This is a genomic window from Bacillus sp. FJAT-49711, from assembly GCF_018343715.1.
In the GTDB taxonomy this organism is placed as follows: Bacteria; Bacillota; Bacilli; order Bacillales; family Bacillaceae_C; genus Lederbergia.
In genome coordinates, this window is record NZ_JAGYPL010000001.1 from 1243300 (window position 1) to 1264530 (window position 21231).

Genomic DNA, 21231 nt, shown 5'->3' on the forward strand with positions numbered 1-21231 from the left:
TAAAATTTTTATGTATTTGCTATCTAAAAGCATTAGATAGCCGTATTAGTCTACAGGGTGTGGGTTATTTTGAAGCAATGGAGCCTCATCAATTTTTTCCGCATCCTCTTGTTCCTTTTTAAACCATTCAAACAGTACTTTTATAAGAATAGTACCTAATACAATCTCTTGAATAATTTTCATAAGCACTCCACCGAGCTGCTGGTCCTCTCTTGCAGGCATATTTGTAAATAATTCGGGACCGCTTATAGATAATCCCGATAATGTACTTCCCGGCACGCAGAGAGCCATTGCTTTCATCCACATTTCACCATCAGTATATGTCGCGTACATCGCAACAGGAGCAAAGATGATGAGTCCACATGCAGGAGTTAACAATACTCCATCTCCGATTATATAACCAAGTTTCTTTAAGCCATGAAGCTGATGATGTCCTGGCAATTTATTTATTAGCGGCCACCATAGGAATATGGCGAAAATAAATAATATAATCGTATAGACAGCATGTATGAAGATATTCATTTTCACAGCATCCATAACTAAAGGAATGTGATAAACCGAAAACAATCCATTAAATAAGACTAACGCAATTAAGGGCTTAGTAAAAAATTTAAAGATTCCTTTAATAAATGGCAAATCGATAATTCTTACCCATATCCAGTTTGGAATACTCAGAATAAGAATTGGAGGAATAATCAAATATAAAAAAGCCATTTGCACCATATGGAATGTAAACATAATATGAGCAAGCAAATCTACGGGCGATCCTTTTGTCGTATAAAGAAGAGCCATTGCAAGTAGAAAAAGAATTGCCTGACTAGTTTTAAGGGGTTCACTATCTTTAATTTTATGGCGCAGCTTTACCGCAATAAAAAAATAGCCCACTGTTAGTAATAATATAAATACAATAAAATAAGGACTCCACAGTGCCCGGAATCCAAAAATACTTAAAGGCATAATTCCTTCACCTCATTAATTGGATTAAATCCTACTTATTATTATACTTTTTTACCATACATACTTCAACGAAGGCAAATGACAAGTTCATGAACAATATTGGTATTATAATGAAAACATAGGGAGAGTCTCTCAAAAATATCATAAATTGAGACATCGAATACGAGGGATTATACCTTTTTTTGTATAATGGTGTTAAGAGCTTATGTAAATTTTTATAGCAAAAAGGCGCTGCTACTCCTGCGGGAGCACGGAACTCGGTAGATCCTACAGGCAGCTTGCACAGAGGAGGTTCTGCACCGAAGGCTAGGCGCGCAAATCAACAACAAAGTTTAAAATAAAGCTTTTTCAGTTCCCTCATATTAAGGCGAGGAATTCTCTCGATAAATCATTCAAAAGAAAAGGGCTGAACCCTAAAAGTCGTTTTTAACGATCTATTGGGTCAGCCTCTTTTAATACTTTTTTAAATCCAGACAATTGTCATGAAGGCTAGTATTGTGGCAAAACCAATAATAACGCCTCCGTATATAAATAACTGTGGTGCCTCGTGACCTTTATTGCTCATATGCATGAAATAATACAGTTGGAAAATTACTTGTACTATCGCTAGCAATAATATAACGGGAACGACGAACCATTTGCCAAAGTCAGCTAAAACAGCGCCAAATGCTACTAATGTCAAGAATATAGAGATTGCAAAAGAAATGACTTGGTGACGCATTTCCTCTCTATTTCTTCTCCGACGATATTCATAATCTACTCTGGCATTACCAGAATTAATTTGTTGGTTTTCCATTTTTTATCACACCATCCCCATTAAATATACGACAGTGAAAATAAATACCCATACAACGTCGATAAAGTGCCAGTAAAGACTAGCGACATAAAACTTCGGTGCATTATAAAGGCTTAATCCCCTTTTGGAATTTCGCACCATTAGAGCGATGATCCAACTAAGTCCGAAAACTACGTGTCCACCATGGAATCCAACAAGCGTATAAAAAGCCGAACTAAATGCACTATGAGTGTAGCCAAACCCTAGTCCATGAGTATAATGATAAAATTCATATATCTCAAATCCAAGGAAAGTTAAACCTAGTAAAACTGTAATTAACAACCACGCCTGCATTTTTTTAAAGTGGTAGTTTTTCATATGATACATTGCATAAACGCTAGTGATTGAGCTTGTTAAAAGAACCATCGTCATAATAAAAGCTAATGGCAGCTCGAATAAATCTGTTGAAACAAGATCCCCTTGCTTTGGTACTTTATCTTTAAGTGCAAGATAAGTGGCAAAGAAGGATGCGAATAAAACAGTCTCTCCTCCAAGGAAGAACCAGAAACCCAAAAATTTGTTTTTACCTTCTAAGGTTGCTTTTTCGGGTGCCTCAGGCCATGTTTTTGGTGTGAATTGTTCTTCAACATGCATTATGCCCTAACCCCCTTATCTTTATCATTCATTAATTCCGACTTTGGAATATGGAATCCATGATCATCTTTTAAAGATCTAAGTAGCATAGAACCAAACGCTACTACTAGCCCGATGATTAAGACTGCAAGTCCCCATGGCTTTTCGACACGATAAATACAGCCAAATGAAGCGATAAAGAATCCTAATGAAATAAATACTGGAAGAATAGAACCATTCGGCATATGAATATCTCCCACTGGTTCAGCAGGTGTAATTTCTTTTTTGCCTTCCATCTTTTCAATCCAATATGTGTCTACACCACGAACAAATGGTAATTGTTTAAAGTTATAAAACGGCGGTGGTGAAGGAAGTGCCCATTCGAGTGTTCTTCCATCTTCCCAAGGATCGTTGCCGACTTTTACATTTTTTACTGAGGTAATAACAATATTATACAGAAGGACAATAACACCTAATGCCATAAATCCGGCACCAATGGAACTAACAAGGTTCCCTATATCTAATCCTTGTCCTGGGAGATATGTTGCGATTCTACGAGGCATTCCCATTAATCCCAAGAAATGCTGGATAAAGAAAGTTAAATGGAATCCAACGACGAAAAGTGCCCATGTAATCTTTCCAAGCGTCTCATTAAGCATTGTGCCAAATGCTTTTGGCCAATAGAAATGAGTACCCGCCAATATCGCAAAAACAACTCCCCCAACAATAACATAGTGAAAGTGGGCTACAACAAAATATGTGTCATGGAATTGATAGTCAGCCGGGGCCGTAGCAACCATGATACCTGTAACTCCACCCATTACGAATGATGGGATAAATGCAGCAGCGTAAAGCATTGGGGTTGTAAATTTAAGACTTCCACCCCACATCGTAAATAACCAGTTAAAAATTTTAATACCCGTTGGTACTCCAATCGCAAACGATGCTACAGCAAAAATGGCATTTGCAATATTTCCCATACCAACTGTTAGCATATGGTGAGCCCAAACCATAAATCCAAGGAAACCGATCAATACAGTAGCGAACACCATTGAAGAATATCCGAATAATCGTTTTCTTGAAAAAGTAGAGAAAATTTCAGAGAAAATACCAAAAGCAGGCAATACCAAAATATAAACTTCAGGGTGACCAAAAATCCAGAAAAAATGTTCCCAAATAATTGTGTTCCCACCTGCTGCCACATTAAAGAAGTTTGCTCCAAACATTCTATCGAATGTGAGAAGGAATAAACCAACAGTAAGTGGAGGGAAAGCAAAAAGAATTAATGCAGATGCAACAAAAGTTGTCCATGAGAACATTGGCATACGCATATAAGTCATACCTGGAGCACGCATATTAATAATGGTTACAAGGAAGTTAATACCACCCATTAACGTACCAAATCCAGATATTTGTATTCCTAGTGCATAGAAGTCAATCCCGTGGGTTTTTGATTCAAGTGACAAGGATGCATAGGATGTCCAGCCTGCATCAGGCGCTCCACCTAAGAACCATGAAACGTTTAAAAGTAATCCTCCAAAGAAGAATAACCAAAAACCTAATGAGTTCAGAAATGGGAAAGCAACGTCACGTGCACCTATCTGAAGCGGCATGATCAAGTTCATAAAACCTATTAATATCGGCATGGCAGCAAGGAAAATCATTGTTACACCATGCATAGTAAGCATTTCGTTAAAGAGTCCAGCACTAACAAAACCACTATCCGGAACTGCTAGTTGAATACGAATAATCATCGCTTCGATTCCACCTAGCAAGAAGAAAAATCCACCTGCTGCAATATATAATATCGCAATCTTCTTATGGTCCACAGTCGTCATAAAATCCCATACTGTGGCACCGAAGCCTCTTTTTTGAGCAATACTACTCACATTTAAACCTCCTTCGTTTTGGAGCAATTATTTATTTTGTACCTTTAGCTCCATTAAATATGCTGCGAGAGCATCCAAATCATCGTTACTAATTTGCCCTTCATTAAAGACAGGCATTTTATTTCCTGGTTTAATCGTATCGGATTCTCTAATCCATCTTTTCAGTTCTTCTTCATTATGATCTAAAATACCAGCAATTCTTTCTCTTTCTCCGAAGTTTGCAAGATTTGGCGCAATTCTCCCTGCTGCTGGAGCTTCATTACTTGGATCAATTGCGTGGCAAGAGAGACAGCTGTTGTTAAATACCTCTTCACCTTTTCTAGCTAAATCAGTTGTTGGAGCAGGTGCTTTAGCACCTTTCATATCAGCAACCCATTGGTCAAATTCACCTTTTGGCACAGCCTTTACTTTGAAATCCATGTAAGCATGGGATGGTCCGCAAAGCTCGGCACATTTACCATAAAATATCTCACCGACCTCAGTAGCTTTATCTTGATCTACAGAAAGATAAAATTTATTAATGTTATCAGGATTCGTGTCAAGCTTTCCACCTAAAGGAGGAATCCAGAATGAGTGTTTAATATCAGCGGATGTTAATCTAAAATAAACTTTTTCATCTGTAGGTATTACTAGATCCTGGCTCGTCACAATTCCTAAATCAGGATATTCAAATTCCCACCAGTATAGATGTGCACGAACATCCACAACTAATACTTCTGGGTTGCCATCTGCATCCTTCCTATCAATCGCGGAAACATCCCCTTGTTTAAAGGTAATAGCGACAGTCGGAACAGCAAGAACGATTAGCAAAATGATAGGAATAACCGTCCATACGATTTCTAATACGTGGCTTCCTTCAACTTGTTTAGGAATTTTATGTTCATTTTCTTTTGTACGGCGAAAGCGAACGAGTACGTAGACAAAAATCACACACACTACAATAATAACTAATGTCATAATGCCTAAGCTGAACATGATGAGATCATATTGTTCTTTCGCAACTTCACCAGCTGGTGTCAGAGCAGACAAGTACGGCTTTCCGCAACCAGAAAGAACAAGCGCCAATATCGCAAAAACTGACAATAGACGCCCTTTTTGCAACCATTGTTTCATAGTTAATTTAAACCCCTCTTTCATAAAATGTCTTCATGGTCACACGACCAAGTCTTCAGTATTTGGATTTCTAATTAAGAAAGAATTCCCTTAAAAAACGGACAATATTACCATAGCTGTAAACAGAATCGTCAAATAGTTTATCGAATATACAAACATACGAGTAGCCCATTTTTTATCATCCCTATTTTTATACCCGTTAATCCCTATCACAAGCCAGCCTATATTCAAAATTGTAGCAAGGATAATAAAAGGTATACCTAACGAAGACATGAAAAAAGGAATAGGCAAAAGCATTGCCACCCAAATAAGGATATGTCTCTTTGTTGTATCAAAACCTTTTACTACTGGCAGCATTGGAATAGAGGCAGCTCTATATTCATCTACCCTTCTCATTGCCAATGCGTAAAAATGAGGGGGTTGCCAAACAAACATAAGCAGAAAAAGCATCCATGCCATTGGTGGTAAAGAAGGATCAACCGCTGCCCAACCTATTAAAGGAGGAACTGCGCCGGATATACTACCTATGACAGTATTGCTTACATATAGTCTTTTAGACCAAAGGCTATATAATACAACATAGCTAAAAACGCCAATGATGCCAATGATACCTGTTGTGATATTCGTCATAAATAGTAGTAGTAACCCCGAGCCTACAAACGTAAAGCTTAGTGCCAATACTTTTGATCCACTAATTTTACCGGTTACTGTTGGGCGATTTTGAGTACGCTTCATGATTGGATCGATATCTCGATCTATGTAATTATTCATTGCACAAGAGCCTGCAATAATGAGAGTTGAGCCCAGTAAAGTATATATGACTATATCTATTGACTGAAGAAAATGATTCCCAGTAAATAAAAAGGCCAGCCACAAACCAGTAAATGTAGTAATTAAATTAGAATTGACAATTCCAATTTTAATAAGTGCAGTAAAATCTTTCAAGCCAATTTTTGGAGGGCTCGATGTATCATCCATAGTTGTCAGAATACGACTGTTTCCCATTCTTATTCCTCCTTTCATTTAAAAATATAAGTTCATACATAACTATAATGCATTTATCATTGCTTTTCTCACTTTTCGCAGAAATTTCAGTATTTGTTCACTATTAGCATTATGTATGAAGTCTTATGACTAACCTTTATATTGTAGCATATATTGGCAAAAATAATGTACTGATACAATGATAAATATCACGTTCCAATTTAATATTAAATCACAATTTACAAGGATTTGGTATGTTCCTCGTGATTAGAGTATGTCCAAACAATGACAATATATTGACAAGTAGTGTATATGTATCCATTTTTAGCAAATAATTTCTTATTAATCAACTAATCAAGATAGCTAAAATCGATTGTAACAATATTGTCAGTTGTTTTTTCATTTATGTTTATGTAGTATCGTTATTGGAATTACTATTTATAAATGATTACATTAAAGTAAGAAGGTGAAAAATTGCACCGTAAATTAAAATGGTTTTCAGTCATCACCACTTTAGTCATGTTAGCCGTCTTACTAGGTGGTGCATTAGTGACCAAAACGGATTCAGGAATGGGATGCGGCAGGTCATGGCCTCTATGTAACGGAGAATGGTTCCCAAAAGATATATCATCTGAATTAATTATTGAATTGGCTCATCGCCTCGTATCAGGAAGCGCAGCAATTCTTGTTCTGACTCTAGCGATTTGGTCATGGAGGGTCATTGGACATAAAAAAGAAACTAAAACTCTTGCTATTCTTTCCATTACATTTTTAATGCTCCAAGCTTTAATTGGAGCAGCAGCTGTTTTATGGCCACAATCAAAATTTGTATTGGCGCTACATTTTGGAATATCTCTCATATCATTTGCAGCAGTTTTTTTATTGACACTGCTTATTTTTGAAGTTGATCAAAGATTCGATACAAAGAGCCTTGTCATAGATAAGAGAATGAAAAAACATATAATTGGCCTTACTATATATAGCTATGCTGTCGTATATACTGGGGCACTAGTAAGACATACAGAAGCAAGTCTAGTATGCAGGGATTGGCCAATGTGTATAAATGGAAGCTTTTCTCTTCCTAATAATATGTATGAGTGGATACAAATGGGCCATCGGCTAGCTGCGGGAATTATTTTTATTTGGATTGGTTATCTAATGATGTTGTCTATAAAACATTATAAACATCAAAAAGTTATATACTGGGGTTGGATAATAGCATTTGTGACTGTTACACTTCAAGTTGCAGCAGGTGCGATTGTCGTAATGACAAGTTTAAATATATATTTTGCACTTGCACATGCATTATTTATATCTTTTTTATTTGGGTTATTAAGCTATTTCCTTATGCTGCTTACACGAAATAATCTTAATACAGCTGAAGATACAATTGAAAATACATCCAATTCCGCAGTACAATCATCAGAAGCGATTATACATTAGGATATGCAGCAAAGTTAGCTCATCGTCCTACCACCTGGCTAAAGAAACTCGGCGAGATTGGAAAAAGGACAAGTAGTTTGCTAGTCGAACTTGCTTTTTCAGTAAAACAAAAAGTGCTAAGCAATTCAGATTGTCGGCAAAAGGCATCGTGAGTACTTCTCTCGGTGTCTTTTATGATTTTTGAAAGAGTAATGGCAGTATGTTCCACTCTAGGTGCCTGCACTTTGCCACACGTTAGACGAGCCTCCTTTTCCGTATAGAAACACTTCTCATAGTAAGAAATAGTAATCAATTCTTCCTCGACTTTATATCATTACTATATTTAATCAAAAAGACTGTAGACAAACTCACTGAAATCGAGTTTGTCTACAGTCTGAGACTTGCATTACAAAAGAGTGATGCAAGTTTTTATATGCTAATTCCTAAAATTGTATTTTTGTTGAAATGCCGGATGAACAGGTTGAGAAATTTGATCCGGGTTATTTTTACTCTTCCCAAACTTTTCTTCGTAGTTTTTGAACATTGCAACATTCGTTAGAATGCCCATTGCAATCGATAATACAAGTATTGAGGAGCCTCCGTAACTAATAAAAGGAAGTGTTACACCTGTAATTGGGATTAGACCCGAAACCCCACCAAGATTAATAAATGATTGAATCCCTATCATTGAAGCAATTCCAATCGCAAGCATACTGCCAAACGGATCCCGACTTCGAATACCAATAAATATTCCTCTTAATACTAGATATCCAATTCCCAACAATACAAAACCGACACCAAACACACCAAGTTCTTCAGCTATGATCGCCATAATAAAATCAGTATGCGGCTCTGGCAAATACCCTAGTTTTTGAACACTTTGACCTAAACCGAGCCCTTTTATACCCCCGGAACCGATGGCCAAATAAGAATTAACGAGTTGGTTCCCTTCATCTTGATACGTTCCGAAAGGATCTAAGTATCCAACAATACGCCCCTTATTTCCCGCTGTAAAAATATCATCAAATTTCATTACAATAAAAGGCGAAAATACTAGGCCTATCGTTATACATATCAATATAAGCTTTGATATAGAACGAAAACTCATCCCGGAGCAAAGAATGATGGATACACCTATTAAAAGAGTAATGAAGGCTGTTCCATTGTCCGGCTCAATTTTTATTAAAAAACAGACAAACAAAAGGAAAAAAATAGGTGGAAAGACACCTTTATTGAAATGATCTATATAACGTTGTTTGTTTGCATACACAGCTGAAAGGTAAATGATTACACTTATTTTAACAAATTCGGATGGTTGGATTTTGCGAGCACCTACATTAATCCAGCTTTGTGCATTATTCGTAGTATGTCCAATCACCGCTACGGCAAATAGTCCCAGCACTGCCAACCCGGTCATCACCATAAGAAATGTTTTATTTCGGTATGCTTTGTATGGAAAAACGGCAAAGAACAAAAAAACAATAAAGCCGATAAGTAAATTTATTTTTTGTTTTTGATAAAAAAAATCGGCCGGATATTCATACCATTGTACGGCTCTCACCATACTTGAGCTATAAACCATCACAAGTCCAAATAAACAAAGTAATATGTATACGGCAATAATGGAATAGTCATAGGATTTTATGATTTTTTTAAACATAAGACTCGTCCAATCTTTGATTAAAGATAAAACATCAGTATTATAAAACAAACCCAAACAATTGAAGTAAACTGTTTGAGTTTTAGATACGTTTCAGTTGCTGTATATTACCCTTATTTTTTCAAGGATGCTTCATGAAGGGTGGAAAGTTGTCTTTCTAATGACCCCATTAATTCTTTTCCATCCTTTTGATCCACCAAACCAAGACGTACAGCAAAATCTATTTCACGAGATAAACCAAACATTTGTGTGTCCAGCACTTCCTCGTATAAAGGGCATTGCGGCATTGTTAAATTGTCCATTTGCACCTGTATGAGACGCAAAATCTTATCAGCGTCCGCCTTAAGCAGTGCATAGGCTTTTTCCCTATGATCAATTTGAATATCAGACACCACATTAATCCCCCTTATCATTAGAACAGCGCGTGTACGAAAATATTCAAGGCTACTTATCTATTCGTCGCTTTACTTTAATCAAATAGACAATACTATCTGTAAATTCTACATCTAATATGTCCAAAATGCAAGTAGAACGAGTAGTTTTGTATCTCCGACAAAGAGAGTATTACTTTTATTTTCAAATGTTTCAAGTTATACTTACAAATATCAGAAAGGGGTTTTCATAATGGACAGCATAATGTCAATTAAAGGAAAGGTAAAGTTTCCAATAACTCTTGATGCAGGCGTTTGGATATTTGACGATCGTCGCATTGACTTAAATACATATTTCGTTCAAGAAAAACATGAAGAAGTTGATGAGGAAGAATTTACTGTTGTTTCAAAGCACTGGGATCGTGTAATCAAAGAGGGAGCAGTTTCTCCCCCCACGTTGAAATCGGAACGACAATTTGAAAAAGTAAAGGTTTTAACCGGAACGTTCGGAATCATGTTTGATCCTTTTTTAAAAAACGCTGAACCATTAGAGGAAGCAAGTTCTCTCGTAATCGAAACAAATACAGGAGATATTTCAATCCCTCTTGAGGAAGGTTATAGCCTTATCCTTCAATATTCGAAGGAAGGTAAGCCATTACGGGAAGATGGACCTGTACATATTTTATATCCCGACGGGTCAAATCAAAATAACCCGATAAAAAATGTAAAAGCCTTTCGGGTAGAATAAAAAAGTGGTCCATCACTGCTTCAACAGTGATGGATCTGTTTATTTATAATAGATCCGCTGCCAGCTGTGCGAGACTTGACCTCTCTCCTTTTACTAGTTTTACATGTCCAGCCGCAGACTCTTCTTTAAAGCTCTCTAAAACATATGTTAGGCCATTATTATATTCATCTAAATATGGATGATCAATTTGTTCAGGGTCTCCCATGAATACAATCTTACTGCCTTCTCCTACTCTAGTTAAAATTGTTTTCGCCTCATGTTTCGTTAAGTTTTGTGCTTCATCGATTATTATAAACTGTTCAGGAATACTGCGTCCCCTAATATACGTGAGTGCTTCAACCTCGATTGAACTCATCCCAGCCAAAATCGCATCGATTTCACCTGGCTTCTTTGTATTAAATAAAAATTCAAGATTATCGTAAATAGGTTGCATCCAAGGTCTAAGTTTTTCTTTTTTCTCTCCTGGTAAATAACCGATATCTTTTCCAACTGGTACGATCGGACGAGCTACAAGCAATTTTTTATATATACGCAAATCCTCAGTTTGCATTAATCCTGCAGCAAGTGCCAGTAAAGTTTTTCCAGTACCTGCTTTCCCTGTCAATGTTACGAGTTGAATATCAGTTCTTATAAGTAATTCAAGTGCCATCGTCTGCTGAGCATTCCTCGGTTTTATTCCCCAAGTCGGATCACTTTGATTTAACAGTTTTTTTAGAACTGTTCCGGAGGCATCAATAATTCCGATTCCGGAAGCCGAACTTCCAAGTTCATCCCTAATAATTAAAAATTGATTAGGATAAAACTTCTTATCACGAAGTTCCTGTAATAATAATTCTCCTTTTTCATAAAAGATGCCTATTTTATCCAGTCCTACATAATGTTCCGTGAGACCCGTATAAATATGATCGAGCTCAACCACACGATCATTCAGGAAATCTTCGGCATACAGCCCTAACGCATCTGCTTTAACTCTTAAAAGCGCATCTTTGCTAACAAGAATCACTTTTTTGCCATCAACCTTTGTTTCTTCCTCAAGTGCTATATTTTTAGCTACTGCTAATATACGATTATCATTCGTTTTTTCAATAAATATTTCTTGGAGCTGCTGGAAGGAACGATGATTTAATTCGATCCTCAGAGTCCCCCCGTTCTCAAGTTGTATTTGTTCATGGAGCTTGCCCTTTTCTCTAAAGCTGTCGATCAATTTCGCAATATGCCTTGCATTTCTGCCGATTTCATTCATATATCGTTTTTTTGAATCTACTTCTTCAAGAACAACAGCAGGAATCACGACGTCATTTTCCTCGAAAGAAAAGATTGAATGCGGATCCTGAAGCAAGACATTCGTATCTAACACGTAAATTTTTGTCAAAATTGATGCCTCCTGCTCCTTTTTAATATCTTATGTTCATTTTCTTTGCCCGGTGTCAGGAGAAACAATGTTACAAGAGATTAATCTATTTTATGAAATATATGAAAGCTTGAATAAAGATAGAAGATAAAAGCAAAATAAGTCAAGAAGTCTAGATGTAAGTTATTTTGGAGGGATATTGATGCGCAAAGCGATTTTTATTGTATTTCTCATGTTGCTTATTTCTGCATGCAGCAACAATAATGGAAAATCAAACTATAATAATAATTCTGATGTTATGCCGCAAGGGGTTTCTGTTAAAAATAGCCATATTGACATTAATAAAAACAATAACTTCACTGATGAGGAGCGAGCAAATTACCTAGCCAATCTTGCTGCTGGAATTCCAAATGTACATGGAGCAACTGCTGTAGTACTTGGTAATATCGCTGTAGTCGGGATTGATGTGGATGCTAATGTAGATAGAGCCAAGGTGGGAACTATTAAATATTCAGTTGCCGAAAGTCTTAAACATGATCCTCATGGGGCAGGAGCCGTTGTGGTGGCAGATCCCGATTTGAATGCAAGGCTAAAAGAAATACGAAGTGATATGAGGGCAGGTAAACCAGTTCAAGGTATTATGAATGAATTATCAGATATTGTTGGTCGAATAGTACCTGATGCACCGACTCCAGAAATGGGCAAAAATCCTGAAAAAGCAGTAAAAAAACCGAAAAATCAAATGAATAATCAAAACGACAGAGAATTAGAAAATGAGCAGAAAAAACAATCCAATGAAAAAAATAGTTAATTTACAATTCATAACATGATATACTAAGAAGAATTAATTGTAGTATTCTTCAGAGGTGTTTTACATTGAGAGTACAATGTGTCCTATGTGATCAACTATCACAATTGGAAGATGATTCTTCATTGGCGAAAAAGTTACGCAATAGACCAATTCACACGTATATGTGTCCAAGCTGCCATGACAGAATAAAGGCCAAAACAGAAGCCAGACTTGCAAGTGGTTCTTTTCAGCTATACAGCTATAATACACAGGATGATGATTTCTAAATGAAAACCCGATGTTTCTGATCGTTAAGAAACATCGGGTTTTTTAATAGGTCCCGTAAAAGCCATTCTCCAAGTTGATTTGCGCTACAGGTGGACGGTTTCCAAATGGGTGCGGTTACGGCTGCGGGTGTTACAGTAATCCCTCAACTGAATGGACGACTTAGTGTCGACGTTGGTCACAGTACGTGGCCGTCTTTAGCCTACCAGTAGTCTCGTCGCGCTCTCCGCTTTTCAATGCCTGCGGAAAGCGAAACGCCTGGAGCGAAAATCAACAACTGAGTGTAAAAGAGGTCTTTTCAGTGCCTTTCAATTAGTTGCTTTTATTTAACGCTCCTGATTTTCTCTCGCGATTTAATCTAACTTTGTAAATAATTAAAATAAGCGCCGCGACCATAAGTCCTTCTGTAATTGGCAAAAATATCGCTAAAAATGTAAAAAACAAACATCCAACAATTAAAAATAGATAAATTAGAGCCGATTTCAATATTGGCAATTTCTTGGCAAAACCAAGCTTATATACTAGGATGGCGAGTCCAGTAATCGTCAACCACAGCAACCAATTTGCTGTCTGAGCATTATTTGTAAGTTCATAAAAAAATCGCAATGTAGGAGAAAAATGATCAATCGCCCAAAGATCTGAACGAGTAAGCGCGACTACAAAATCTAAATTATTAAATATGTTCATTTAATCTTTTCCTCTCTCTCAACCATATGAAAAACTCGACCCGTTTAACTAGGTCGAGTATAGCATAGCATATATTTACTACTTGTTTCATCTATTGTTCCATTTCTGCAAACTTTTTCTTTTTGGCAACCCGTTCACGTTCACTCTTATCTAATATTTGTTTACGTAATCGAATGGATTCAGGAGTTACCTCACAGTATTCATCATCATTTAAATATTCAAGAGCTTCCTCGAGAGACATGATACGAGGTTTTTTGATAACCGCTGTTTGATCCTTTGTTGCGGACCTTACATTTGTTGCATGCTTTGTTTTCGTTATATTTACAGTAATATCATTTTCTCTCGTATGCTCTCCAACGATCATGCCTTCGTATATTTCTGTTCCAGGTTCTACAAAAATCGTCCCACGATCTTCCACTTGTAGGATACCATAAGTAGTCGATTTTCCAGTTTCCATTGAAACAAGAACCCCTTGTCTCCTGCCCCCAACTTTTCCTTGTTGCATTGGCTGATAGCTATCAAAGGTATGATTTAATATTCCATACCCTCTCGTTAGTGTCATAAATTCTGTAGTATATCCAATTAAACCTCGTGCAGGCACGTGAAAAACTAGACGTACTTGGCCGTTGCCATTATTAATCATATCTAGCATTTCGCCCTTACGTGTTCCAAGTGATTCAATAATACTTCCTGTATGTTCTTCAGGTATATCTATTTGAACCCTTTCGATTGGTTCACATTTCACACCATCTATTTCTTTAACAATTACTTGTGGTTTGGATACTTGTAATTCAAAGCCTTCCCGCCTCATGTTTTCAATAAGGATTGAAAGATGAAGCTCTCCCCTGCCGGAAACAATCCAAGCATCAGGAGAATCCGTATTATCTACTCGAAGACTGACATCTGTCTCAAGTTGGCTGCGAAGACGTTCCTCTACTTTTCTAGAGGTCAAATATTTGCCCTCTCTTCCAGCAAAAGGACTGTTATTCACTAGGAAGGTCATCTGTAAAGTTGGTTCATCAATTCTTAATAATGGAAGCGCTTCTTGATGTTCAATCGGACAAATCGTATCTCCTACATCAATATTTTCCATTCCAGAAACAGCAATTAAATCTCCAGCAAACGCTTCGTTAATCTCAACCCTTTTTAAGCCAAAAAAGCCAAACATTTTCGTTACACGAAATTGTTTTGTTGTTCCATCCTGTTTCAGGATCGCAACTTGCTGTCCGACTTTCATTGTCCCTCTAAAAATTCTTCCGATTCCAATTCTTCCTACGTAATCATTATAATCGAGTAGTGAAACTTGGAATTGTAAAGGTTCTTCTTTGTTATCTACCGGAGCAGGAATAAAGTCAATAATCGTTTCGTATAATGCTTCCATACTTTCTTCTTGTTCAATCTCTCTACTTGCAGTACCTTTAATACCTGATGCATATATGACAGGGAATTCCAATTGTTCATCATTAGCATCCAATTCTATAAAGAGTTCTAGCACTTCATCGACTACTTCCTCAGGACGAGCAAAATCACGGTCAATTTTGTTAACTACAACAATCGGTGTCAATTTTTGTTCAAGTGCCTTTTTTAATACAAAACGCGTTTGCGGCATACAACCCTCATAAGCGTCAACAACCAACAATACTCCATCGACCATTTTTAAAATCCGCTCTACTTCTCCTCCGAAGTCAGCATGTCCAGGGGTATCCAATATATTTATTTTAGTATCTTTATATTGAATGGCAGTATTTTTTGCTAAGATCGTGATACCGCGTTCTCTTTCAATATCATTAGAATCCATAGCACGTTCTGCCACTTGTTCATTTGTTCTAAATGTTCCTGATTGTCTTAATAGCTGGTCAACCAATGTTGTTTTTCCATGGTCAACGTGAGCAATAATGGCAATATTACGGATGTCTTCTCTAAGTTTCAAAGTGTTTCCTCCATTTAAATAGCCTTTGTTATTATGATTAACTGAAATATTATATCACATGCTGTAGAAGTTTTGGTATTTTTTTTGTACAATAGACCTTTAAGGAGGCAGAATGTAATGAGCGGAATTAAGTGGAATCTTTTATTATTGGCCACTTTAGGAGTATTCTCGATCATAGGGATGGGGATTTCTATTGGCGCTAATAGCTATACGGGTATGATTGTTTGTTTTATTTTATTTGTTGCAATCATGGGATATGGGTTTAAAACGAAGAAAAAAATGAGAGACAATGGCGAAATTTAAGAAAAGGTGAGCTAAAGTTTAACTTTAGTTCACCCGAAAATATTCTTTTACAAGTGATTCATGTAGCCCCGGTTTTGATACTAATATTGGGCTTTTTTCCAATATATTTATTGGTTCCCCATTTAAATTTGTAACAATGCCGCCGACTTCTTCTACAATTATTTTTCCTCCTGCAAAATCCCATGGAGAAAGCTTCATGCTTATATAAGCATCAAGACGACCAGTTGCGACATAGGCAAACTCAAGTGCTGCAGAACCGTAAGATCTTGTACCTCTAACATCTTTCACAAGTGATAGAAGTGAATTTTTTGGATTGTCCGACGTTAACCAAGTAGCACTAAACCCTATTACTGCTTCACTTACTTTCACATTTTCAAGCATGGGGAGTTTCATGTCATCCCAATAAGCACCTTCACCTGATTTTGCATAATATAATTCATTATGCACTACATCATATAAATAACCGAGCATTCCTACTCCATTTTCAAAAATACCAATTGAAATAAAAAAATTCCTTTGCTGATGCACAAAATTCATTGTTCCATCAATAGGGTCAATGATCCAGATGACTCCATCCATATTTTTAACTTCGTCACCAAAGCCTTCCTCTCCCAATATTTTATGAGTCGGAAATTTTTTTCGAATGTGATTTGTGAAAAATTGTTCAATCTCTTTATCAATATTAGTAACTAAATCATTTGCATCAGCTTTAGTATCAATTTGCAAAGCTGTTTTAAACGAATCAATAATGTTTCTACCTGCTTCCCTCAGCCATTCCTTAGCTGCTGTATCGACGTTGACCATATTAATTCCTCCATTACATTTCCTAACAACTAGCTTAGTGAAAACAATATGTATTTTCAAGCTTCTCGTAGGATACGAATAAAAACGAACTACCCAACTAACTCAATTCTGGGAGTCCGTTTCATTTTTTCATAAATATTACTATCTTCATTTTCTATAACTCACAACGCTTCAAGTTTTATTAATTCTGTGCGAATTCTTTCCAGTTTACGCTTAGATTTCATTTTCATCTCTTCATTATTTTCTTGTAAAGCGTCGAAAAGAACAGCTAATTCATAATTTAATTCTAAACGCAGTACTGCAAGCTTTTGTTTATCCAAACTTTTTTTCCTGTATGCATTCATTACTTGTTTCATGGAAAAACACCCCTTCCGAAATGGTTGTAGATTTATTCAACTTTCGGGTTTACTTATTATATTGTATGTTGCCGCAATATAGCCGGTAACAAAATTGTGTGTTCACCTATCGCCTCTAAAAGCATGAATAAATGTGTAATGATTGCTTTGCTTTTTTGTACCCGTTTAGCTTCTTTCATAAACTTCATTGCCCTTTCAATTAGCGGATATTATGAGTTTCTCATTTTAATCAAAGAATTTATTTCGGATTCTTTTGCTTTTTTTATCGTTTTATAAGAAGAGTATCCACTCACTTCCTCAAATTCTTTGTCAAACTTTTTTTCTTCTGCTTTACTCGTGACGATTTCCTTAAATCTTCTATACTTATTCATTAATTCTGTTTTTTCAATTCCTGTTTCATGCGCTTTTTCGATCGCTTGATAAAAATGAACGACATCAACTATTTCATCTGTTTTCCAATCTAGTGAAAAAGGGTATTGATATTCCATAATAACCGCTCCTTTATATCTTATATATATTATTAGTTTACATATTGGGTTGTATACAAACCCCTTTTAAAAACAAAATATTGGTGATATAATTTGTTTTTGTTTTAAGTACTTTCTATCGTTAAAAAGGATGTGATTTCATTGTCCCAATATGAAACGCCATTATTTACAGGGCTGATCCAGCATGCCAAATTGAATCCAGTTCAGTTTCATATTCCTGGTCATAAAAAAGGTGCAGGCATGGATCCCGAATTTAGAAATTTTATTGGAGAAAATGCCTTATCTATAGATTTAATTAATATTGCGCCTTTGGATGATTTACATTATCCAAAAGGAATGATTAAAGAGGCACAAAAATTAGCAGCTGAAGCCTTTGGAGCAGACCATACTTTTTTTTCAGTTCAAGGGACGAGCGGCGCAATTATGACAATGGTAATGTCAGTTTGTGGACCTGGGGATAAAATAATCGTACCTCGCAACGTACACAAGTCTGTCATGTCAGCCATTGTATTTTCTGGTGCAACCCCTATTTTTATTCATCCGGAAATTGATCCGAATCTAGGTATTTCACATGGAATTACAACTGATTCTGTTGAAAAAGCATTGCATATTCATCCTGATGCAAAAGGTTTGCTAGTCATTAATCCAACTTATTTTGGAATTACTGCTGACTTAAAGAAAATTGTAGACATCGCCCATTCATATCACGTACCAGTTCTTGTTGATGAAGCACATGGAGTGCATATTCATTTCCATGAAGGATTGCCTCTTTCTGCTATGGAAGCAGGTGCTGATATGGCAGCAACAAGCGTGCATAAGCTGGGAGGCTCCTTAACACAAAGTTCAGTTTTGAATGTACGTGAAGGCCTTGTTTCTCCTCAGCGAGTACAGTCGATTATTAGCATGCTTACAACAACATCAACATCATATATATTACTTGCTTCACTTGACACAGCGAGAAAAAGACTAGCCACAGAGGGTAGAGACCTTATAGGAGGAGCCATTTCTATTGCTGAATCCATTCGCCGAAAAGTTAATAAAATTCCTCATCTCGCATGTCCTGGAAAAGAAATGCTAGAGTCTGATGCTGCTTTTGATTACGATCCAACGAAACTTATTATTTCTGTAAAAGACCTTGGAATAAACGGATATGATGCCGAAAAATGGCTTCGGGATGAATTTCAAATAGAAGTTGAGCTATCTGATTTATATAATATTTTATGTATTATCACACCTGGAGACTCTGAACGAGAGGCAGCCATTCTTATTGAAGCATTGGAAAAATTATCTGAGCAATTTGGAAAAGCAGATGATCAATTAAACCATCATCATGTAATCTTGCCTGATATACCTCTGTTAGCCATGAGCCCTCGGGATGCGTTTTATTCTGATACCGAAATCATTACATTAGACGAATCCGCAGGACGAATTAGTGCAGAATTTATTATGGTTTATCCACCTGGCATCCCTATTTTCATCCCTGGAGAAATCATATCAGAAGATAATCTCTTGTATATAAGAAAAAACATAGAAGCCGGCCTGCCAGTCCAAGGGCTTGAAGATGAAACGTTACGCACAATTAGAGTGATTAAAGAAGTCGAAGCAATCAAATAAATCCTTAAAAAAGAGAGGGCAAATAAGGGTGGCAACAGAAAATCTCTTAAATTTAGTAATGTGTTAAACTTAGCTTTTGATTTCCGTTCCAGGCGGCTTCGCTTTCCGCGGGCGTGCCGGGGAGCCTCCTCGGCGCCTTAGCGCCTGTGGGGTCACCCTAGCCCTGTACTCCCACAGGAGTCTTCACCGCCTTCCACTCCAATCAACGGAGTCCTTTACTACGGCTAAATGTAAAAAAGTATAATTCCTTAATTATTTAGGGGGATTATACCTTTTTTGCTGCATAAGTATTAATTTCAAATAAGTGTCTATATGATTCATAATCGACAGTCAATGATTTTCTGTTCCTATGTGGCAATTTACGATTTAGTTGTTCCAAAGACAATTTATTGCGTACAATATCCAATTTAGTGGACTTCTTTGTTGATAGTAAAATTCCCTAGTAATAAACTAAAGGGCTTGATATCTCAATGTGTATGTTATACAAAAACAACCAAGAAACTTCAGCTTAATATTTAATTATAGATTGTATGCGAGAAGAATTATCATATTTTTTTAGCAGTTCCCGTTGATTGTAGTGGAAGGCGGCGACTCCTGGTCAGCTAAATACGGCCACGTCCTGTGGCCAACGCGGACACTAGGACGTCCTGTCCGTCGGAAGATTAGCGTGACAGGTAAAATCCCCCAGGAGCGGAGCGACAAGGAAGCTCACCGCACTCCCCCCGGAAAGCGTCCGCCTGGAGCGGAAATCAACAGTATCCCATGGAAATACTTTCGTAAAAGGACTTTTGCAATGACTTGCAAATAAAGGACCTCTCTTCTTTTCTTATTGAGGGGTTTCGATTAAATTTGGATCCAAAGTTTCAAATCCCTTATCTCTTAAACCTTTCACAATTTGTTCTAAACCAGCATTTGTCCATTCTCGATCATGCATAAGCAAATTTGCGCCGTTCATCAATAGATTAGTGTTTACCATAATATCTGCAATTGCATCTTTGGACATATAATCCTTTTCCCAATCATACCCGTAGGACCAGTTCATAACGAGCATATTTTCCTCAGCGGCAATTTGTCTACTTATATCCGTATTTGCACCAAATGGAGCACGAAAGAACTTAGGACGCTCTCCCGTTATTTCTTCAACTTTATCATTAACAGAAAGGATTTCTTCCTTTTGTTCCTCTGGAGATAAAGTAGTCAAATCAGCATGAGAAAACGTATGGTTGCCTATAACGAAACCGAGATCGTATATTTCTTTCAGCATTTCCTCTTTTTCATCGTTATTAATAAAATGGCCATTAACGAAAAAAATAGCCGGCGCATTTAATTTTTTCAACGTTTTTGCCATCTCAAGCGCATATTTATCTGGAGCATCATCAATTGTAAATAAAATTACTTTTGGATTCGCATGATCAATCGGCTCAAGTGCGAAAGCGTCGTTCATTTTATATTCAGGAACAATCTCTTCGGCTTGTGTTTCCTCCACCTTTTCCTCTTCAAGAATCTGTTCGTTTTCGTTTTCGTTTTCATTCTCTGCAGAATTTGAATTTGGCTCCTCTGCCACTATTTGCTCTTTACTCTTCGATTCTTCTTTCTTTGTTGACTGGCCGCCACATGCAGATAAGATTATTACAGCAGCGAACATGATGATTAGTAGTCTCATTGGTTCCCCTTTCAAATTCTAAGATTCATAAAATATTATAGTTTCTAATAATCATAGTGTCCAAAAAAGTGTATATCACACGAGAAAATAGAGCATTGCATGCAGTAAACCATATGTGAATAAACTTGTGATGGTAATAATGAACGTATCTTTATTCGACTCAACTATTTTGCTTGCTAATAAAATGGCAAGATAGCTAAACACAATAAATAAAAAGACTTTTGATATTAGATGATCTCTGCCTGAAAACCACTCAGCAAGAGTAAAACCGCTCCAAATCATTAACTGCAGTAGGAGGGCAACATATTTTTTTACCATTTGAATCACCGTCATTTCAGGAATGTTTTTACATAAACCATATGGGTATTACTGATTTTATGCATTTGCATTACCGAAAATGAAAGGCCG

At 36.7% G+C, this 21231-nt stretch carries 22 protein-coding genes; 6 read left to right on the forward strand and 16 right to left on the reverse strand.

Features of this window, described 5'->3' with window-relative positions:
• Positions 1–45: 45 nt before the first annotated feature.
• From ctaG to cyoE, 6 genes are all read right to left on the reverse strand, one after another.
• Positions 46–957, reverse strand: a complete 912-nt coding sequence (gene ctaG, locus KHA96_RS06015) for a cytochrome c oxidase assembly factor CtaG (RefSeq protein ID WP_213128343.1) — start codon at positions 955–957, stop codon at positions 46–48.
• Between the two features lie 463 nt (positions 958–1420).
• Positions 1421–1753 carry a cytochrome c oxidase subunit IVB gene (gene ctaF, locus KHA96_RS06020; protein WP_213128344.1) on the reverse strand — a complete coding sequence of 111 codons (333 nt, stop codon included), beginning with the start codon at positions 1751–1753 and terminating at the stop codon, positions 1421–1423.
• A 6-nt stretch (positions 1754–1759) separates the two neighbouring features.
• Entirely contained in the window at positions 1760–2386 is a 627-nt protein-coding gene (locus KHA96_RS06025) for a cytochrome (ubi)quinol oxidase subunit III (protein WP_213128345.1), read from the reverse strand.
• Positions 2386–4254 (reverse strand): cytochrome c oxidase subunit I, encoded by a 1869-nt coding sequence (locus tag KHA96_RS06030; protein ID WP_213128346.1) that lies wholly within the window; start codon positions 4252–4254, stop codon positions 2386–2388. Before KHA96_RS06030 ends, KHA96_RS06025 begins: the two co-directional genes overlap by 1 nt.
• 27 nt (positions 4255–4281) lie before the next feature.
• On the reverse strand, positions 4282–5367 hold the full coding sequence (gene coxB / locus KHA96_RS06035; protein ID WP_213128347.1) for a cytochrome c oxidase subunit II: 1086 nt from the start codon (positions 5365–5367) through the stop codon (positions 4282–4284).
• A 90-nt stretch (positions 5368–5457) separates the two neighbouring features.
• Positions 5458–6372: a heme o synthase gene (gene cyoE / locus KHA96_RS06040; RefSeq protein ID WP_213128348.1), complete on the reverse strand. Its 915-nt coding sequence runs from the start codon at positions 6370–6372 to the stop codon at positions 5458–5460.
• A 453-nt stretch (positions 6373–6825) separates the two neighbouring features.
• On the opposite strand from cyoE, the gene KHA96_RS06045 reads away from it, so the two are divergent.
• Positions 6826–7794: a COX15/CtaA family protein gene (locus KHA96_RS06045; protein ID WP_213128349.1), complete on the forward strand. Its 969-nt coding sequence runs from the start codon at positions 6826–6828 to the stop codon at positions 7792–7794.
• Between the two features lie 415 nt (positions 7795–8209).
• Here KHA96_RS06045 and KHA96_RS06050 read toward each other — a convergent pair whose 3' ends face one another.
• Together KHA96_RS06050 and KHA96_RS06055 are read right to left on the reverse strand one after the other, a co-directional pair.
• Entirely contained in the window at positions 8210–9433 is a 1224-nt protein-coding gene (locus KHA96_RS06050; RefSeq protein WP_213128350.1) for an FtsW/RodA/SpoVE family cell cycle protein, read from the reverse strand.
• 113 nt (positions 9434–9546) lie between these two features.
• Positions 9547–9846, reverse strand: a complete 300-nt coding sequence (locus KHA96_RS06055) for an Fpa/YlaN family protein (RefSeq protein ID WP_249315285.1) — start codon at positions 9844–9846, stop codon at positions 9547–9549.
• A gap of 211 nt (positions 9847–10057) precedes the next feature.
• Between KHA96_RS06055 and KHA96_RS06060 the strand changes: the two genes are divergently transcribed.
• Positions 10058–10552 (forward strand): peptidyl-prolyl cis-trans isomerase, encoded by a 495-nt coding sequence (locus tag KHA96_RS06060; RefSeq protein ID WP_213128352.1) that lies wholly within the window; start codon positions 10058–10060, stop codon positions 10550–10552.
• 43 nt (positions 10553–10595) lie between these two features.
• Here KHA96_RS06060 and KHA96_RS06065 read toward each other — a convergent pair whose 3' ends face one another.
• Entirely contained in the window at positions 10596–11924 is a 1329-nt protein-coding gene (locus KHA96_RS06065; protein ID WP_249315287.1) for a PhoH family protein, read from the reverse strand.
• A 181-nt stretch (positions 11925–12105) separates the two neighbouring features.
• On the opposite strand from KHA96_RS06065, the gene KHA96_RS06070 reads away from it, so the two are divergent.
• The gene (locus KHA96_RS06070; RefSeq protein ID WP_213128353.1) at positions 12106–12714 is read left to right on the forward strand and encodes a YhcN/YlaJ family sporulation lipoprotein; all 609 of its coding nucleotides are present in this window, start codon (positions 12106–12108) and stop codon (positions 12712–12714) included.
• Between the two features lie 65 nt (positions 12715–12779).
• Positions 12780–12980, forward strand: a complete 201-nt coding sequence (locus KHA96_RS06075; RefSeq protein WP_213128354.1) for a YlaI family protein — start codon at positions 12780–12782, stop codon at positions 12978–12980.
• Positions 12981–13290: 310 nt separating this feature from the next.
• On the opposite strand, the gene KHA96_RS06080 is transcribed toward KHA96_RS06075, so the two are convergent.
• Together KHA96_RS06080 and typA are read right to left on the reverse strand one after the other, a co-directional pair.
• Positions 13291–13665 carry a YlaH-like family protein gene (locus KHA96_RS06080; protein ID WP_213128355.1) on the reverse strand — a complete coding sequence of 125 codons (375 nt, stop codon included), beginning with the start codon at positions 13663–13665 and terminating at the stop codon, positions 13291–13293.
• A 91-nt stretch (positions 13666–13756) separates the two neighbouring features.
• On the reverse strand, positions 13757–15595 hold the full coding sequence (gene typA / locus KHA96_RS06085) for a translational GTPase TypA (RefSeq protein WP_213128356.1): 1839 nt from the start codon (positions 15593–15595) through the stop codon (positions 13757–13759).
• Between the two features lie 117 nt (positions 15596–15712).
• Between typA and KHA96_RS06090 the strand changes: the two genes are divergently transcribed.
• Positions 15713–15898 (forward strand): YlaF family protein, encoded by a 186-nt coding sequence (locus tag KHA96_RS06090; RefSeq protein ID WP_213128357.1) that lies wholly within the window; start codon positions 15713–15715, stop codon positions 15896–15898.
• Between the two features lie 24 nt (positions 15899–15922).
• Here the strand turns inward: KHA96_RS06090 and KHA96_RS06095 are convergent, their stop codons facing one another.
• From KHA96_RS06095 to KHA96_RS06105, 3 genes are all read right to left on the reverse strand, one after another.
• Positions 15923–16702: an inositol monophosphatase family protein gene (locus tag KHA96_RS06095; protein WP_213128358.1), complete on the reverse strand. Its 780-nt coding sequence runs from the start codon at positions 16700–16702 to the stop codon at positions 15923–15925.
• 161 nt (positions 16703–16863) lie between these two features.
• Positions 16864–17058 carry a hypothetical protein gene (locus KHA96_RS06100; protein WP_213128359.1) on the reverse strand — a complete coding sequence of 65 codons (195 nt, stop codon included), beginning with the start codon at positions 17056–17058 and terminating at the stop codon, positions 16864–16866.
• 209 nt (positions 17059–17267) lie between these two features.
• The gene (locus KHA96_RS06105; protein WP_213128360.1) at positions 17268–17546 is read right to left on the reverse strand and encodes a UPF0223 family protein; all 279 of its coding nucleotides are present in this window, start codon (positions 17544–17546) and stop codon (positions 17268–17270) included.
• 141 nt (positions 17547–17687) lie between these two features.
• Here KHA96_RS06105 and KHA96_RS06110 point away from each other — a divergent pair, with 141 nt between their 5' ends.
• On the forward strand, positions 17688–19160 hold the full coding sequence (locus KHA96_RS06110) for an aminotransferase class I/II-fold pyridoxal phosphate-dependent enzyme (protein WP_213128361.1): 1473 nt from the start codon (positions 17688–17690) through the stop codon (positions 19158–19160).
• A gap of 826 nt (positions 19161–19986) precedes the next feature.
• Here KHA96_RS06110 and KHA96_RS06115 read toward each other — a convergent pair.
• Positions 19987–20823 carry a polysaccharide deacetylase family protein gene (locus KHA96_RS06115; RefSeq protein ID WP_213128362.1) on the reverse strand — a complete coding sequence of 279 codons (837 nt, stop codon included), beginning with the start codon at positions 20821–20823 and terminating at the stop codon, positions 19987–19989.
• Positions 20824–20898: 75 nt separating this feature from the next.
• Positions 20899–21141, reverse strand: coding sequence for a hypothetical protein (locus tag KHA96_RS06120; protein WP_213128363.1), 243 nt, complete (start codon positions 21139–21141; stop codon positions 20899–20901).
• Positions 21142–21231: the final 90 nt, after the last annotated feature.

Coding starts and splice junctions, on each gene's coding strand:
- ctaG (WP_213128343.1), bottom strand. CDS start 957: ATGCCTTTAAGTATTTTTGGATTCCGGGCACTGTGGAGTCCTTATTTT.
- ctaF (WP_213128344.1), bottom strand. CDS start 1,753: ATGGAAAACCAACAAATTAATTCTGGTAATGCCAGAGTAGATTATGAA.
- KHA96_RS06025 (WP_213128345.1), bottom strand. CDS start 2,386: ATGCATGTTGAAGAACAATTCACACCAAAAACATGGCCTGAGGCACCC.
- coxB (WP_213128347.1), bottom strand. CDS start 5,367: ATGAAACAATGGTTGCAAAAAGGGCGTCTATTGTCAGTTTTTGCGATA.
- cyoE (WP_213128348.1), bottom strand. CDS start 6,372: ATGGGAAACAGTCGTATTCTGACAACTATGGATGATACATCGAGCCCT.
- KHA96_RS06050 (WP_213128350.1), bottom strand. CDS start 9,433: ATGTTTAAAAAAATCATAAAATCCTATGACTATTCCATTATTGCCGTA.
- KHA96_RS06055 (WP_249315285.1), bottom strand. CDS start 9,846: ATGATAAGGGGGATTAATGTGGTGTCTGATATTCAAATTGATCATAGG.
- KHA96_RS06060 (WP_213128352.1), top strand. CDS start 10,058: ATGGACAGCATAATGTCAATTAAAGGAAAGGTAAAGTTTCCAATAACT.
- KHA96_RS06070 (WP_213128353.1), top strand. CDS start 12,106: ATGCGCAAAGCGATTTTTATTGTATTTCTCATGTTGCTTATTTCTGCA.
- KHA96_RS06080 (WP_213128355.1), bottom strand. CDS start 13,665: ATGAACATATTTAATAATTTAGATTTTGTAGTCGCGCTTACTCGTTCA.
- KHA96_RS06090 (WP_213128357.1), top strand. CDS start 15,713: ATGAGCGGAATTAAGTGGAATCTTTTATTATTGGCCACTTTAGGAGTA.
- KHA96_RS06095 (WP_213128358.1), bottom strand. CDS start 16,702: ATGGTCAACGTCGATACAGCAGCTAAGGAATGGCTGAGGGAAGCAGGT.
- KHA96_RS06100 (WP_213128359.1), bottom strand. CDS start 17,058: ATGAAACAAGTAATGAATGCATACAGGAAAAAAAGTTTGGATAAACAA.
- KHA96_RS06105 (WP_213128360.1), bottom strand. CDS start 17,546: ATGGAATATCAATACCCTTTTTCACTAGATTGGAAAACAGATGAAATA.
- KHA96_RS06115 (WP_213128362.1), bottom strand. CDS start 20,823: ATGAGACTACTAATCATCATGTTCGCTGCTGTAATAATCTTATCTGCA.
- KHA96_RS06120 (WP_213128363.1), bottom strand. CDS start 21,141: ATGGTAAAAAAATATGTTGCCCTCCTACTGCAGTTAATGATTTGGAGC.